The 14,243-nt window shown below is 71.2% G+C and carries 14 protein-coding genes; 5 read left to right on the top strand and 9 right to left on the bottom strand.

The genetic code is table 11. The features are described 5' to 3' along the window. Window positions 1–256: 256 nt before the first annotated feature. The 8 genes from ELR47_RS17360 to ELR47_RS17325 form a co-directional block, all read right to left on the bottom strand. On the bottom strand, window positions 257–1,030 hold the full coding sequence (locus ELR47_RS17360; protein ID WP_130651018.1) for a DUF429 domain-containing protein: 774 nt from the start codon (window positions 1,028–1,030) through the stop codon (window positions 257–259). A 50-nt stretch (window positions 1,031–1,080) separates the two neighbouring features. Beyond that, window positions 1,081–1,545 (bottom strand): HD domain-containing protein, encoded by a 465-nt coding sequence (locus tag ELR47_RS17355; RefSeq protein ID WP_205745347.1) that lies wholly within the window; start codon window positions 1,543–1,545, stop codon window positions 1,081–1,083. A gap of 87 nt (window positions 1,546–1,632) precedes the next feature. Further along, complete coding sequence (locus ELR47_RS17350) at window positions 1,633–3,306, bottom strand: TM0106 family RecB-like putative nuclease (protein ID WP_130651017.1); 1,674 nt, start codon at window positions 3,304–3,306, stop codon at window positions 1,633–1,635. 46 nt (window positions 3,307–3,352) lie between these two features. Further along, complete coding sequence (locus ELR47_RS17345; protein ID WP_130651016.1) at window positions 3,353–3,952, bottom strand: AAA family ATPase; 600 nt, start codon at window positions 3,950–3,952, stop codon at window positions 3,353–3,355. Then, a complete protein-coding gene (locus ELR47_RS17340) occupies window positions 3,952–4,404 on the bottom strand; it encodes a hypothetical protein (RefSeq protein ID WP_130651015.1) in 453 nt (150 codons plus the stop codon). The genes ELR47_RS17345 and ELR47_RS17340 overlap by 1 nt, the downstream gene beginning before the upstream one ends. 429 nt (window positions 4,405–4,833) lie before the next feature. Further along, on the bottom strand, window positions 4,834–6,279 hold the full coding sequence (locus ELR47_RS17335) for a hypothetical protein (protein ID WP_130651014.1): 1,446 nt from the start codon (window positions 6,277–6,279) through the stop codon (window positions 4,834–4,836). Further along, window positions 6,276–7,181 carry a hypothetical protein gene (locus ELR47_RS17330; RefSeq protein WP_130651013.1) on the bottom strand — a complete coding sequence of 302 codons (906 nt, stop codon included), beginning with the start codon at window positions 7,179–7,181 and terminating at the stop codon, window positions 6,276–6,278. Before ELR47_RS17330 ends, ELR47_RS17335 begins: the two co-directional genes overlap by 4 nt. A gap of 131 nt (window positions 7,182–7,312) precedes the next feature. Continuing rightward, entirely contained in the window at window positions 7,313–7,510 is a 198-nt protein-coding gene (locus ELR47_RS17325) for a hypothetical protein (protein WP_130651012.1), read from the bottom strand. A gap of 224 nt (window positions 7,511–7,734) precedes the next feature. Here ELR47_RS17325 and ELR47_RS17320 point away from each other — a divergent pair, with 224 nt between their 5' ends. From ELR47_RS17320 to ELR47_RS17305, 4 genes are all read left to right on the top strand, one after another. Continuing rightward, window positions 7,735–8,334, top strand: coding sequence for an 8-oxoguanine DNA glycosylase OGG fold protein (locus tag ELR47_RS17320; protein ID WP_130651011.1), 600 nt, complete (start codon window positions 7,735–7,737; stop codon window positions 8,332–8,334). A gap of 412 nt (window positions 8,335–8,746) precedes the next feature. Continuing rightward, a complete protein-coding gene (locus tag ELR47_RS17315; protein ID WP_130651010.1) occupies window positions 8,747–9,379 on the top strand; it encodes a hypothetical protein in 633 nt (210 codons plus the stop codon). A 49-nt stretch (window positions 9,380–9,428) separates the two neighbouring features. After that, window positions 9,429–11,471, top strand: a complete 2,043-nt coding sequence (locus ELR47_RS17310) for a sensor histidine kinase (protein WP_130651009.1) — start codon at window positions 9,429–9,431, stop codon at window positions 11,469–11,471. Beyond that, window positions 11,468–12,106 carry a response regulator gene (locus tag ELR47_RS17305; protein ID WP_188584351.1) on the top strand — a complete coding sequence of 213 codons (639 nt, stop codon included), beginning with the start codon at window positions 11,468–11,470 and terminating at the stop codon, window positions 12,104–12,106. The genes ELR47_RS17310 and ELR47_RS17305 overlap by 4 nt, the downstream gene beginning before the upstream one ends. Window positions 12,107–12,117: 11 nt before the next feature. On the opposite strand, the gene ELR47_RS17300 is transcribed toward ELR47_RS17305, so the two are convergent. Then, complete coding sequence (locus ELR47_RS17300; protein WP_130651008.1) at window positions 12,118–13,203, bottom strand: AAA family ATPase; 1,086 nt, start codon at window positions 13,201–13,203, stop codon at window positions 12,118–12,120. A 215-nt stretch (window positions 13,204–13,418) separates the two neighbouring features. Here ELR47_RS17300 and ELR47_RS17295 point away from each other — a divergent pair, with 215 nt between their 5' ends. Then, the gene (locus tag ELR47_RS17295; protein WP_188584352.1) at window positions 13,419–14,216 is read left to right on the top strand and encodes a siderophore-interacting protein; all 798 of its coding nucleotides are present in this window, start codon (window positions 13,419–13,421) and stop codon (window positions 14,214–14,216) included. The last annotated feature ends 27 nt before the right edge of the window (window positions 14,217–14,243 follow it).

The following is a 14,243-nucleotide window of genomic DNA, read 5'->3' as shown; positions in this document are numbered from 1 at the left end:
ACACGGCCCACCCCGACCCGCACCGCCGAACGCTGCGCTCGAACCTGCGGCACCGCTCGACACCCTCCTGACCTCAAGATCTGTCGCCTCCGCCTCAGCAGCCACGACCGGCGGGCGTAGCCAGCACGGGTCCGCTTTGGCGGCAACTGCTCGCCCTCCTCCTACAGCGCGCCGGGCAATCACGAAACGACTGACCGCCGCTGCCCTGCCGTCAACCGTCGCGGCGGCTACTCCCCACCACCAACGACTGGCCATCTCAGTCGCAGGGCGGCTTGCTCTTCTTCTCTGGGATCCAGATGCAGCCCTCGCCGCTCGGGAACTCCTTGCCGGGGAATCCACGGCGCTCACCGACATCGAGCCGAGCCACGAGGCTGGCGACAAGCGCGTCCCGCTCATGTTCCGTCGCCTTGTACGGATCCTGTTGCCGTCGGCTCGGGTCCCACGAGACGTCATCTCGGATCAACGCTTCGACGTCATCACCGAGGTGTTTGCGGTCCGGCCACTCCCAGACGTAGCGCGCCGCGGCGGGGTAGGTCTCCAGCACGTGGTCAGCGGCGTTCGTGTCCTTCATGGCGGCCCGGATGGCAAACCAACGCATAGTCGCGGCCCCGAGCTTGTCGGTCGAGGCCGACAGGGGTGAGGGAACCTTGTTGGCTCCCCAGTTCGTGGGCTTAGGCAAGACCTCGTGGAGGTGTCCGTGAAGATCCTGGTCCGCTTGACGTAGACGGAGATCGATGTAGCGGTAGTCCTTGCGGTGATGCTGGAGGAGTGCCTTGGACTCCTCGGAACTCGGGTCCTGGAGGAAGTCTCTGAACTTCGGCGACCAGCCCAGTGGGACATCGATCGCGACGGGAACCCTCGGCTTCGCTTCCCAAGCTTTGTAGATGAGTGCTGCGAGATCCTCATCGTTGCGTCGCGAGTCGAAGTAGGCGTAGGTCTTCCCGTCGGAGTCCTTCCTCAGGACGCAGACCCCCGTCTTCGAGGCCTGCACGGCGAGGTCGATGCCTACGGCGATCATGGTGTCGCTCACGTGTTCTCCATTGGCCAGGTTCGTCCAAGACGCTCGTGCTGGCGGCGGGTCTACGCGGAGCTCGAGACCTCGAGTCGGGCTCGAGCGGCGGCGTACTTGGCCGCGAGTCGCTCCTGTGTCTCTGGGTCGAGGAGCGCGAGCCGGGCGTTGTCGGCGTTGTCGGCGATGTCTGCGGCTTTGACCCTGGCGGCGATGGGATCGGCGGCAGCGCGGCTGATGGCCTGCTCGTACGGCTCGCCGTCGCGTTTGGTGAGCGCGTCGACGGCGTCGCGGACGGCTGTGGGGAATCCGGCGGCGGCGAGGTCGTCGAGAGTGAGGGTCGAGTCTTCGACGACGTCGTGGAGCAGTCCGGCGGCGACCACGTCGTCCCCGTCGGCGACCAGGCGTGCTGCGACCCGCATCGGGTGGGCGAGGTAGGGCAGGCTCGCCTCGTCGAAGGTGCCGGCGTGCGCCGTTGCGGCCAGACAGAGGGCGGCAGCCAGCAGCGCCGGTCCTTGCAGTTCAGGTGCGGCCACAGCGCCATCGTCCTTCGTGTCGTCGGGAGATCAGGGTGACCCGTGGCGGAGTCCCGGACGGCGGTCATCGCCATGCGGCGATGGAGGTCAGGTCGTCTGCGGTGTCGAGCCAGTTGCGGACGTGGACGGTGGCGGCGACGTCGTCGCGGTTGTACTGCAGCAGCCGCTGCCGCTGTAGTTCCCGGAGGTCGGGGGCAGGGTCTGGTCGACAGCGTCCTGCCACCACTGCATCGACTGTGCCCCGCCGGGGTCGTGATCCTGCCAGGCGAACCCGAGGCGTGTGGCGACGGTCTTCAGTCCGTTGCCATGGCCGGTGACGAGCTGGTCGCGGAACACCGCGAGCAGGTCGATCCACTCGGCCGAGTCGATGAAGGTCTCCACCTCGTCGGCGAGGTCGAGATGCTGGCCGCCGGTGCGGAGCCAGGTGTTCTCGGCGGAGGCCGACCAGCAGTAGGCCGCGACGCTCACACCTGCCGCTCGGCACTGGTGACGGAGCTGTTGCAGCCAGGACCAGAACCGCTCGAAGGCTGCGATGCCGGCCTGGGCTGGGTCTGGGTTCCAGTCGACGAACGCCTGGTACCCGCCGACGGCGATGCCGAGGCCCGTTCGGTCGGTGACCCACACGCCCCACAGGTAGGCCCCGCCCTCGACGTTCTCCATGTCCACGTCGATCTCGACGTCGGCCCTCGGGACATCGAGCCGCTGGATTCCGCGGCGCAGGTAGGCGAGCTGAGGACCGAGGTAGGCGCGAGCCTCGTCGGCTGCCCGCTGCAGCCGGCCTTCGTCGACGTCATCGACCTGGTCAAGGTCCTCCCAGTAGGCGAGGGCGGGGATGGTGTCGAGCCCCACGTCGTGGAGTTGCCGCCACAGCGCCAGGTCCACAGCCGGGAGCAGCGAGACGTCTTGGCGGTCGGTGAGGAGCTGGCCGCAGTGCAGCCGCCAGCGGCACTGTTCGCAGTCTCCGATCCGCACCGGCTGCACCGGCAACGGCACCTTCGGGTCGTGGAGGTAGCTGGTCGCGGCCTCGGCAACAGTCCGGCGGTGGGCGAACTCGTGGTCGTAGACCTCGAGGGTGGTCGCATCCGGCAGGTCCGTGCCGTCGCTGGCTCGGTGTTGCCACGCCGGTACGTCGAGCCGGTACCAGGCGATCGCGCCCTCACGGCCGAGCACACCCGCCCACACCGGCCCTGGGGCGGCGTGCCCGCAGGCCCCGAGGGTCCGCTGGTAGTGGGCCAGCTGCAGCAGGTCCTTCTTCGTCGTGCTGTCGCGACGTCCGACCGGTTCGGTCTCGGCCCCATCGGGTGAACCGAGGTCGGCCAGGTCGTGCACGACGACCTCGGCGCCCTTGTCGCTGTCGACCAGGGTGGCGTGGTGTTTGACGTCGACCGCCAGGTACCGCCACCGGCCATCCACTGGCTCGGACCCGTTGCGGACCAGGACGTCGGGGTGCGCGACCCGGCCGCCGAGGTGGTCCACCGGTAGGCGGCCGCCGAGGATCAACTCCACCCCCGCGTCCATGGCCTCGCTGGTGAGCCCGGCGCGTTCGGACCGGCGGACGTCTTCGGCGATCCACGCCACCGACGGGTGCAGACGAGCGAGCTGTTCGAAGACGGTCGCCTCGAAGCTGACACCGGCCTCACCGAGTCCCGCGAAGAACGCCGACGCGGACGCGGGCTCAGCGGGCCGCACGATGTCCCACTGCGTCACCACGGGGCAGGACCGTGCCGCGTAGCCCCCGAGCGGCGCGAACCCCTCGCGCACGTCCCCGTCCATCCCGCCCCATCTCCCCGTTGCTGCCCCAAGCCTGTCACACGACTGCGACGTCTCGTCGTGATGTGGGTTCGGGTGCACGCTCACAGGTAGTTCCCGTGTCTGGCTGCCGGGTCGGCGAAGTCGGCGTCGGTGACTGCAGCGAGGAGCGCGGGCGTGTCGGGTGCTCCGTTGGTGGCGAGGACCGCGTGGCGGACGACCTCGCGGAGGTCAGCGCGGTCGCTCCGGCGCTGGCGGTGGCGATGCGTTGCACGTCGACGTTGTCGGCGAACCGGCCGAGGTAGCGGGTCAGGATGCGGGCCCGCCCGGCCGCGGGTGGTCGGGGGAGTTCGATGAGCCGGTCAAACCGTGCGGAGCGGCGGGCTGCTTCGTCGATGACCTGCAGCCGGTTGGTGGCTGCCAGGGTGATGATGCCCTCGTGGGAGTTGACCGCCCCGTCCACGCTGGCCAAGAAGTCGACCAGTGTCGTGCTCGATCGGCCGCTGCCGATGATGAGGTCGATGTCGTCGAGCACGACCAGGCTCGGGCGGAGCTGGGCGGCCAGCGCGTAGAGCCCGGTCAGGTTGTTGCGGGCGGCGCTGTTGTCGGGCAGGAGCACGGTCACCTGGTCGCGGAGTTCGTGCATCACCACCCGCATCAGGTCAGTCTTGCCGGTCCCGGGCGGCCGTGCAGCAGGACCCCACGGTCGAGCCCGAGGCCGAGGTCGAGCAGGACCTCGGCGTTGTCGAACAGTCGCAGCACGTCCTCATCGACGACGCGCCAGACCTCGGCGTCGAACTCCAGCTCGGCACGTTCGATGGGCGCAGGTCGAGGTTCGATGGTGCCGTCGCTGACCCGGTACACCGCACCGCGCAACGCAGCACCGAGGCTCTTCTCCAGCTCCCGGGTGGTCTGGCGACGCCAGGCGTGGAAGCGTCGGACCAGCGGTCGGGGCACGTACCAGGCCAGGTCGAACGCGTCAGCGAAGGTCCGGCTCGGTGCCACCAGCAGACCGACCGGCCCGCCCAGACCCTCCAGGTCCTTCCAGCCAGCAGGCAGCCCGTGTGGCGGAACCGGCACGCCGGGGGCGAGCGCATTGTCAACGGACACGCATCACCCCACACCGGCTCACGACCAGGCAGCACGCCCTCGAGCAAGGTCGGTGGCTGCTTCTCCAGCAGGATGCCGAGACCAGCCCACTCGACCAGATCGGCCAGCCCACCGACCCTGTTTGCGAACTCGACGAAGTCGGGGTCGCCACCGAGCGCCGACGCCAACCGGTTGCGGAAGGTCGGCGGGGTACGCCGTTCTACCTCACCGGCCAGGAGCTCGGCGATGAGCAGCGCCGGTGCACGCTGACGCCAGTCGAGCCAGTCAGTTCGCTCAGTCACGTTCGCCTCCATCGGACAGCGGCTCACGGCCACGGACGTGGCGCGAGTGCGATCGATGGAGCCGCCGCGGGCACCGACGTGCCTGGCGACGAGGATCAGTATCCCGGGCACCTGTGACACGGCGGGTGCGAGCGGGGGTGGCTCGGCGTCAGAGTCGCAGCGAACTCGTGTGGTCGGCCATGAACTCGTCGAACTCCGGCAGGGTCGACCAGTCGAGCTTGGCGCCGAGTTCGAGGTTGAGGTTGACCATCGCGTCGAGGGCGTCGCTCGCGTGACCATCGGTGAGGGCGCTCTCGAGTCGGTCCATCGTGGGCAGCAGGGTCGTCTCGAAGACGTCTACCTCGGTGGCGATGGTCGCCTCGACTGTCAGCCGACACTCCTCGAGCCGCATGATGGCGGTCATGATCTCGTCCTCGATCGAGACCAGGCGCGCTTCTGCTGCGTCGGCATCCGCAGCGGCGAGGCGGGCGAGCTTGAACCCTTCGAGGACTATCGCGGAGGTGAGGTACCCGGCGGTCGAGCCGACCAGTGCGCCGACGACGGGGACGGGGACGACCGCCTGGCCGATGATGCCGAAAGCCCATGCGCCGGTGTTGCGCAGAGCGACCTCGCCGCACCGATCGATGAGTTCATCTCGAGATGTGCGGCCGAGCGCGTAGTCGTAGGCGGCCTGGCCGGTGGAGATCACGGCGCTGGCGATCGCTACCGGCGCGGTGGTCTCAGCAAGGGGCGAGAACATCTGGCTGTTGCGGGCGCCGATCTGGATCACCTGTGCGAGACCCGATGTGGTTCCCGACCTGACCGCAGCGGTGGCCGACGTGGTCGCGATCTCCACGATCGACTCGGCGATGCCGATCTCGCCGTGCTGGGCGGCCAGCCCGAGCCGGAGCGACTGCGCCGCGGCGGTGAAGACACCTCCTGCGGCGGCACCGACCGCGGCGGCCGCGAGGGTCTCGTTGACCATCGAGCCGACCTGCTGCTCGCGAAGCCAGCCGGAGGGGTCGCCCGCGGCTCGCTGAGCCTCAGCGCGACTGGTTCCGCCCGAGCTGACACCGTCGTGGTGCAGTTCGCCGGTGAGGTTGCGTTCCACGTCGCGGTAACCGGACACGCGGATGCCATCAGGGTTCATGCCCAAGCGACGGCTGAGTAGATCTCGGAGGTCCTCGACCTTGTCGGCGGATGCCAGCCGCTGCATCCCGTCGTACTTCTCCGCCTCGAACGCGTTGAGCGCTTCACGGGCGTTCTCGTAGAACTTGGCCTGCACCTCGCGGACAAGGTCACCATCCCGCGAGATGATGATGTCGGCAGCTGCGGTCGACTGGCCCATCGAGGCTGTCGTCACGGCGCGCAGTGTCTCGCCGGCTCTCGCGCTCGCGGCGTTGAACTTCAACGTCTCAACGAACTCGAACGCGTGGCCGGCGGCGAAGTGCGACGCCTTGTTGGCGTGCTGGCGCGCGAGTTCAGCCGCAGCGGTGCGGTTCCCGTCGGCCAGCCACTCCTGGGTGGCGCGGGCGAGACCCGCCGACGCCTCGCGGGCGAAGACCCAGGCAGCGTGCCGCCCGGACTCCTCAACGAGTCGCTGCTGCTCCTTCACCGGGCGACCTGCATGTCGTTCTCGGACAGCAACTGTTCAGCAGCCTCGAGCGCGTCGTTGCTCGCGCCGGCGAGCGCGCCGTCCTCGTCGAGCAGTGGAACGTCGATCACCGTGCGAAGCGTCTTGGTCGCCGAGACAGCCAGCATGACCGCCTGTCGGTCGTGCTCGTCGAAACTCGCGTAGTCGTCGTTCCTGTCGACGAGGTGTTCGAGCACGGCCACCCGGCGCTGAGCCAGGTCCGCCAAGACCGTCACCAGCGCGGTGATGTGTGAAGCGCGCAGCGCGATCCCGTGAGCGACTGTTCGGGCCAGTTCCATCTCGGTGATCGTGAACTCCGCCTTCGCCGCGTCCTCCTTGGCTTCGGCCAGCGCCTGCCTGCCCTTGTGGTGGACGACCAGCCCACCGACAGCCAGCACCGGGAGGGCGACGAGGCCACCCAGCACCATCGTGCCTGCCGCCACGCCGCCCCCTCCCGCAGCCAGCGATCCGCCACCCAGCCACGCAAGCGTCGCGTTGGTGGCAGCCGCCCCACTCAGCGACCCGATCGCCGTACCGGTCGAAGCGGTCGCCAACGTGCCGACCGCCGCGAAGGCGGTCAGGCCCGCTGTCGCGCCCGCGCCACCGCCCGCGGCCAACGTCTTCAGTGCGTCGACGGCCGCGAAGTCCACCTTCCGCACGTCCATGTCGAAGGACCGCACGAACTCCGGTGCCTCCTCGATGGTCAGCTCAGAGAGCTCGACGTTCTTCAAGCGTGCGAAGACCGTGACGAAGTCGCGGATGGGACCGTCGTAGGCAGCCAGCTCCTCCTCGCCGAGCTGCTGCACGGCCGCAGCGGTCTCGGTGTGCTGTTCCTCCAAGCCGGCGGCCGCAGCCTCCAGCAACCCGGCCGTGCCCTTGCTCAACCGCTGAGCTTCGAGCAACGGAACCGTGACCTCGACCTCGGACAGGCGGCCCCGGATCTCACGGACAGCACCCTCGGTCGCGACCCGTACCTCGCCCGTGGTCGACGTCAACCGGTCACGTGCCGACGACATCAACCGCTTGCCGTCCTGGAGGTCCGGGATCTTGATCTTGAACTCGCGCACTTCAACCCCCCCGCGATCAGTACGTCACCCTCATCGAGCACCCCAGTCAGGCGCTCGGCGTACGCGACGATCTGCCGCAACGCCTCCCCAGCAACCTCGAACTGCGCACCGAACATCTCGATCAAGGCGCGCTCATCATCGCTCACCTGACCGTCGGCCGCAGCCAGGAGCGACAACTCGACCAGAAGGCCCCGCCGACTCGCAGCAGACGCGAACAGCCTAGCTGGAACCACGACCTCGCCCTCCGGTCTCGAGGGAAGCTCATCCAGATCCATCTCCCGCGCGACCCGGCGTAGGAAGGGGGTCTGCCCAGACTTCGGTTGACGGCGGTTGGCAACAGGCCATCGAGAGCGCCGCATCACCGGACGCGGTGGCGGCCAACACCCGAGTCCTCGACGTCGCGACCAACGGCGCACTCGATCGGGATGCGCTCTTCTCCCTGGCAGAGATCGCCGACTGGGACGCGCTGCACCTCGCCACCCTCATCTGGGGGTACGGCAGGTTCGCCAACCTCACCCACCGCAAAGCCGTCAAGCAGTTCGTCGCCACCGAACCCACCGTGCGCGCCGAGGTCTGCGAGGAGGTCCGCATCAACAGCCGGGCTGGATGGGGCCGGTGGTGGATCGGCAAGGCCCAGACCGCCATCCCGGGTCTACGGGTCGCGATGGGGACCAAGCTGCTGTACTTCGCCGGCTACGACTCGCCCGCCCGACCCCGGCCCCTGATCTACGACCGACGAGTTCACAGCCAGCTCACCGCCCTCGGCTACGACTTGACCAACCCGACGGCAGCTACGGCCTCATCCGCTGGACGGACGACTACCGGCCCTACCTCGAGCTGTGTGCTGCGGCCGCAGCCGAGTGTGAACTCGAACCCGAAGACGTCGAGTACGCCCTCTTCCGTGCCGCCTCCTGACCGACCTCGCTTGTCGGCGTTCCGAACGCAAACGTCCGGGCGACCGCGTCGGTAGCCGGCCGCCGAACACAAACTGGGGATCGGATGGCGCAGCAGCCGGCCGGCGATCTCGGTGCGCGAACTCGGCCGGATCGATTGCGCGTTCCACCTCACGCCCCATGGTCGGCGAAGCGGGCGTGTACCCGAACGGGCTCAGCGCCTGGTCAGACGCTTCCCGCGGAAGTCCCACGGGGGCGGGCCTTCGATCCGACGTCCGCGTGCGGCGTCGCGCGCTGGCGCCGTTGCGGCGGGCGTCGGAAGGCGGGGGCAGCGTACCGATGGCAGCGGACCGGGAGCGTTCGGGCCGCGTCGTCGTGGTGGCGGAATCTCCCGGTGCCTCGGGAGCGTGCACCCTGGCGGTCGGGAACGCGGGCGGGTCAGCATGGGGTCAGGCGTGACGTCCACGCCGCCGACCCGAGAGGTGCATCATGACCCTGTCACCCACCACCGTCGACGAGCGCGCGTCGTACCCCCTGGCCGTGATCGGCGCGGGCCTGCTGCTCAACGGCACGCTGTTCGGCCTGCCGTGGCTCTTCGACGGCGCGGAGCGCTTCTCCGAGACCGCCGGTCTGTGGCAGTACGCCGCCTTCCACCGCGTGCAGTTGGTGCTGCTGATCGCGCTCGTGCTCGTGCTTCCCCGGTGGCGCGGCGCGGGCGGCGTCGCGGGGACGCGCACGCTGGGCGCGACGTTGCTCGGCGCGGTCGTGGCCGCGTGCGTGCTCAAGGCCGGCAGCGTGTTCGCGATGGCGTTCGTGGCGCCGTTCCTGGCGCAGGTGGCGCCCGCGGCCCTCGACGTCGAGAACGGCGGGACGTTCATGCTGGCGATGATCGCGGCCGACGTCGTGTTCCTCGCCGCCACCGTGGCGCTCGGGATCACCGCCTTCCGGGCCCGCGCCTTTCCACGTCCTGCCGCCGTGGCCGTCGTCCTCGGCGGCCTGCTCACGCCGATGTTCGGTCCGCTCGCCGGCGTGCTCGTCGGCGTCGGACTGGCCTGGGCCGGGTGGGCCGCTGGTCGCGCCGCGACCCGCCCGGCGGCGCCGCTGGCGCACACGAGCGCCTGATGCGTCCGGGACCCCGCCACCCGTCGTTGCGCCGACGTATCTTCCGCCGGTGACCACCGTGGACGCCCTGGGGGAGCCGAACCTGCCGTCGGCTCCCGACGCGTCGGTCCGGGTGCTGCCGGATCTGCTCGTCGTGCTCGCCGTCACGAGCGCGGTGCTCGCGCTCGCGCTGGTCGTGTGGCTACCCGATCTCGGCGACGGCGGGATGGGTCGCCTGGCGGTCGGCGCCGTCGTGTCGGGCCTGAGCGGCCTGGCGCTGACCGGCACGGTCCTGCTCCGGCGCCGGCCCGGCCACCCCATGGGACGGCTGCTGGTCGCGGGCGGCCTGGTGGGCACGGCCGTCTACGTCCTGATGGGGTACGCCGCGGCGACCGCCACGACGCCGGCCCTGCCGCAGCCCGACGTGGTGCTGTGGGCCACGAACTGGGCCTGGGTGCCGGCGCAGGTGCTGGCGGTCTCCCTGCTGCTGCGGTTCCCGGACGGGACGCTGCCCGGCCCGCGCTGGCGGTGGGGCGAACGGCTGGCCTGGTCGTGGGGCGCGACGACGGTCGTGGTCACCGCGGCGCTGCCCGGGCCGCTGGGGGCCAGTCCGCTGGAGCACCTGGACAACCCCTACGGCGTCGCCGCGCTCGCCGGGCACCTCGAGGCGCTGCTCGGTCCGCTGTTCGTGTGCTCGCCGCTGCTGATGGGGATGGTCGCCGCGGCCGGGGTGGTGCGTTGGCGGCGGGCCGACGGCGAGGGCCGCCAGCAACTGCGCTGGGTCCTGGCCGCGCTCGTCACCATCGCCCTGGCCGCGCCCTTCGCCGCCCTCGGCGGGGTTCCCGAGCTCGCCGAGGCGTTCGCGTTCCTGGTCCTGCCGGCTGCGATCGCGGTCGCCGTGCTGCGGCACCGGCTGTGGGACCTCGGTCTCGTCGTGCGTCGCGGTCTGGTGTACGGCCTGGCCACGGTCGCCCTCACCGCCCTCTACCTCGCCGTCAGCGTCGCGGTGGACGCGCGCGTGAGCCCGCTGCTCGCCGCGGGGCTCGTCGCGGCGGTGGCGGTCCCGGTCCGGACGCTCGCACAACGCGTCGTGGAGCGGGTGCTGTACGGCGACCGCGGCGACCCGGACGCGGTCGTGCGTCGCCTCGCGGGCCAGCTGCACGACCCGCCGCGCCCCCTGCTCGAGGTCGTCACGACCCAGCTCGCCCGCTCGCTGCGACTGCCCTACGTGGCGATCGAGCACCTCGACGGGTCGCTCGCGGCCAGCGCCGGGAACCCGACCCGGGTCGCGTCGCGCCTGCCGCTGTCCGCCGAGGGGCGGGTGCTCGGGCACCTCGTCGCGCACGAGCGTGCCCTCGGGGAGGGTCTGGGCCCCCGGGACCGGCGGTTGCTCGCCGAGGTGGCCGGGCACGTCGGCATCGCGCTGTACTCCACGCGGCTCGCGGCCGAGTTGCGGCGCAGCGCCGAACGGGTCCTGGCGGTCCGGGACGAGGAGCGGGCTCGGCTGCAGCGTGACCTGCACGACGGGCTCGGTCCGACCCTCGGCGCGATCGGCCTCCAGGTCGAGGCCGCCCGCAACCTCGTCGGACGTCCCGAGGCGCTCGACCGGCTGGACCGGATCCTCACGGACGTGGGCGCGGCCACCGAGGCCACGGTGCAGGAGGTCCGTCGTCTGCTGCACGACCTGGCACCGATCCCGCTCGAGGCGCAGGGATTCGAGGCCGCCACGACGGCGGCGGCGCGGGCGGCGGCCCGAGGGCTGGCCCTGGACGTGGTGATCGACACCGGTGGCCGTCAGCTCCCACCGGCGGTCGAGGTGGCGGCCCACCGCATCGTGGTCGAGGCGGTGCACAACGCCGCCCGCCACGCGCAGGCGACCCGGTGCCGGGTCGCGGTCTCGCTCGCGCAGGACGTGCTGGTCGTGACGGTCCGGGACGACGGCCGCGGCCTGGGTGACGTGCCCGCCGGAGTCGGGATCGCCGCGATGCGCGGTCGGGCGAGCGATCTCGGTGGCACCTTCTCCGTGGCGACCGCGGAAGGTGGCGGGACGAGGGTCGAGGCGCGCCTGCCCGCGCGGCTCGCCGCGAGCGGGCTGCCGGGACACGAGGCATGACCATCCGGGTCCTGATCGCCGACGACCACCAGCTCTTCCTGGACGGACTTCGACTGCTGCTCGACACCACGCCCGACCTCGAGGTGGTCGGCGCGGTCGGCGACGGTGCCGCGCTCCTCGAGGCCGCCGAACGCACCGACTTCGACGTCGCGGTGGTCGACCTCGACATGCCGGGGTTGGACGGCGCGACCGCCACGCGTCGGCTGCTCGCGTCGCAGCCGACCGCGGCGGTGCTGATCCTGACGATGCACGACGACGAGGCCTCGTTGGTGCAGGCGCTGCGGGCGGGGGCGCGGGGGTACGTGCTCAAGGGCGCCGGCCAGGGCTCGCTCGTGCGGGCGATCACCGCGGTCCACGAGGGCGACACGGTGCTCACCGGCGCCGCCGGTCGCGCGGTGCTCGCCGCGGTCCGGGCCGAATCGCCGCCGTTCCCGGGCTGCACGCCCCGGGAGACGCAGGTGCTCGACCTCGTCGCGCGGGGACTCGACAACGACGAGATCGCGCGGCGGTTGTCGTTGTCCCGCAAGACCGTGCAGAACCACGTCAGCGCGCTGCTCACCAAGCTGCAGGTCAACTCGCGTGCACGCCTGGTCGTCCGGGCGCGCGACGCCGGCCTCGGGGCCTCGCGCAGCTGACCCGGCAGGCGTCACAGGGGCAGGCGTCGGACGAGCCAGTCGGCCAGCAGCGGGTCGGTGACCACGATGTCGCCCTCGTCGCGGTGGCGCAACTTGCCGTCGGCCAGTAGGCGGTCGCGGGCGTGGTTCGCCGCGCCGGGGGACAGCTCGAGCCGTTCCGCCGCCGAGCCGTAGATCGAGCCGCCGTTGGCGTAGATACGCACGACCTTCTTCTCGGTCGCCGTCAGGTCGTCGTAGGTGGCGGCCAGCACGCCGGCCTCGGCGTCGCGAAGGCGTGTCAACGCTCTACCCCACCGCCCGTCCGCGGACTCGCCCGGGCCGGTCAGTCGCCACACCTGGTCCGCCGCGCGCATGGTCCGCTGGGGATGGCCACCGGTGAGGTCGAAGAGGTTGCCCGCCACCGATCCGGCGTCCCGGCCGGTGTCGGCGAAGCCGTCGACGACGATGGCGTGGACCGCGGCGAGGTCCAGCGGCTCGATGGTCACGAGGTCCGCCTGGTTGAAGAACGGCTGGTCGTGACGGGTGAACACGTCCCGCATCGCCGACGGCGCCGATCCGGCGAAGATCAGCCCGACGTCCGCGTAGTGGTGCTGCAGGCGGGTGCGCAGCACCGCCGTGGCCCCGTCGACGGTGGTGAGCGACTGGAACTCGTCGAACACGAGCAGCAGCGGCATGCGGCGCCCCAGCGTGACCAGCATCTGCACCAGCTGGTCGAACAGCGCCCGGGCGTCCGGCCGTCTGGCGGGCGACAGCGCGAGCTTGGCCTGCAGCCCGCCGAGGTCGATCCCGGCCTCGACCGACAGCTCCACGGCCGGCTCGCGGATGCTCGGGACCGCCGCCTGCATCGCCGAGGACAGCCGCACGACCGCGTCCGCGTGGGTCTGCACGCCGAACAGGTCGATCGCGATGGTCGAGACCTCCGTGAGGTCTGCTGCCAGGCGCCGCAGGACGGAGGTCTTGCCGAACCGCCGTGGTCCGAGCAGCGCGGTCACCCGCCGTTCGGTGACGCGCTCGGCCAGGTCCTGCAGCAACCCGTCGCGCCCCCGCACCCGGTCGGGCGGCAGCGGTCCCTGGTAGGGAAACGGCGAGACCTCCATGATCCCTCCAGAAACCAGTGGGAGATAGGCACGGTTTTCTGGTGTACCTTAGCGTGCGGAGAGCCCGCCGGTCAGTGGGCTCGGGTGCGTCGGGCCGCCGCGCGCCGCCGCGCGCCGCCGCGGGGCGCCCAGGACGCGCTTGCCGACGGCTCGGCACCTCCTTACCCTTGGGCGAGGTAAGGCTCACCGAAGTGACAGCCCATCGAAGGGGCGGCATGTACGGGCAGGTGGTGGCGGTCGAGCGTCTGACGCCGTCGATGGTGCGGATCACGCTGGGCGGCGAGGGGTTGGCCGGGTTCGCGCCCGTCGACGCGACCGACGCGTACGTCAACGTGGCGATCCCGCCGGACGGGGCCGCCTACACCGCGCCCTTCGCGATCGAGACCGTGACCCAGCTGCCGAACGAGCAGCGGCCGCACCGGCGCCGCTACACCGTGCGGCGCTGGAACGCTGCCCGGAGGGAATTGCAGCTCGACGTCGTGGTGCACGGTGACGTCGGCGTCGGCGGCCGCTGGGCCGCCGCCGCACAGGTCGGTGACGCCCTGGTGTTCCAGGGGCCGTCCGGGAAGTACCGTCCCGACCCGAGCGCCGACTGGCACCTGTTCGCCGGCGACGAGTCGGCCTTACCGGCCATCGCCGCCTCGCTCGAGGTGCTGCCCGCCGGCGTGCCGGCCGTGGCGCGCATCGTCGTGGACGGTCCCGACCACGAGCTCGAGCTGCGCACCGCCGCCGACCTCGACCTGGTCTGGCTGTACCGCGGCGGCACCGACCTCGACCCGCAACTGCTGCAGCACGCCGTCCGGTCGCTGCAGGCACCGGTCGGTCGCGTCCACGCCTTCGTGCACGGCGAGGCAGGCGAGATCCGTGAGGTTCGCCGTCACCTGCTCGCCGAGCGGGGTGTGCCGAAGGCCGACCTGTCCTGCTCGCCGTACTGGCGACGCACCTACACCGACGAGGCCTGGCGGGAGGTCAAGCGGGACTGGGTGGCCGAGGTCGAGCGCGACGTCGCCTGACCGCCCCGCACCGCGGTCGGTCCGGGC

It is taken from the genome of Egicoccus halophilus (assembly GCF_004300825.1).
Taxonomy (GTDB): Bacteria; Actinomycetota; Nitriliruptoria; order Nitriliruptorales; family Nitriliruptoraceae; genus Egicoccus; species Egicoccus halophilus.
The sequence above is the reverse complement of the archived record's forward strand: the minus strand, read 5'-3'. Positions and strand labels throughout refer to the sequence as shown.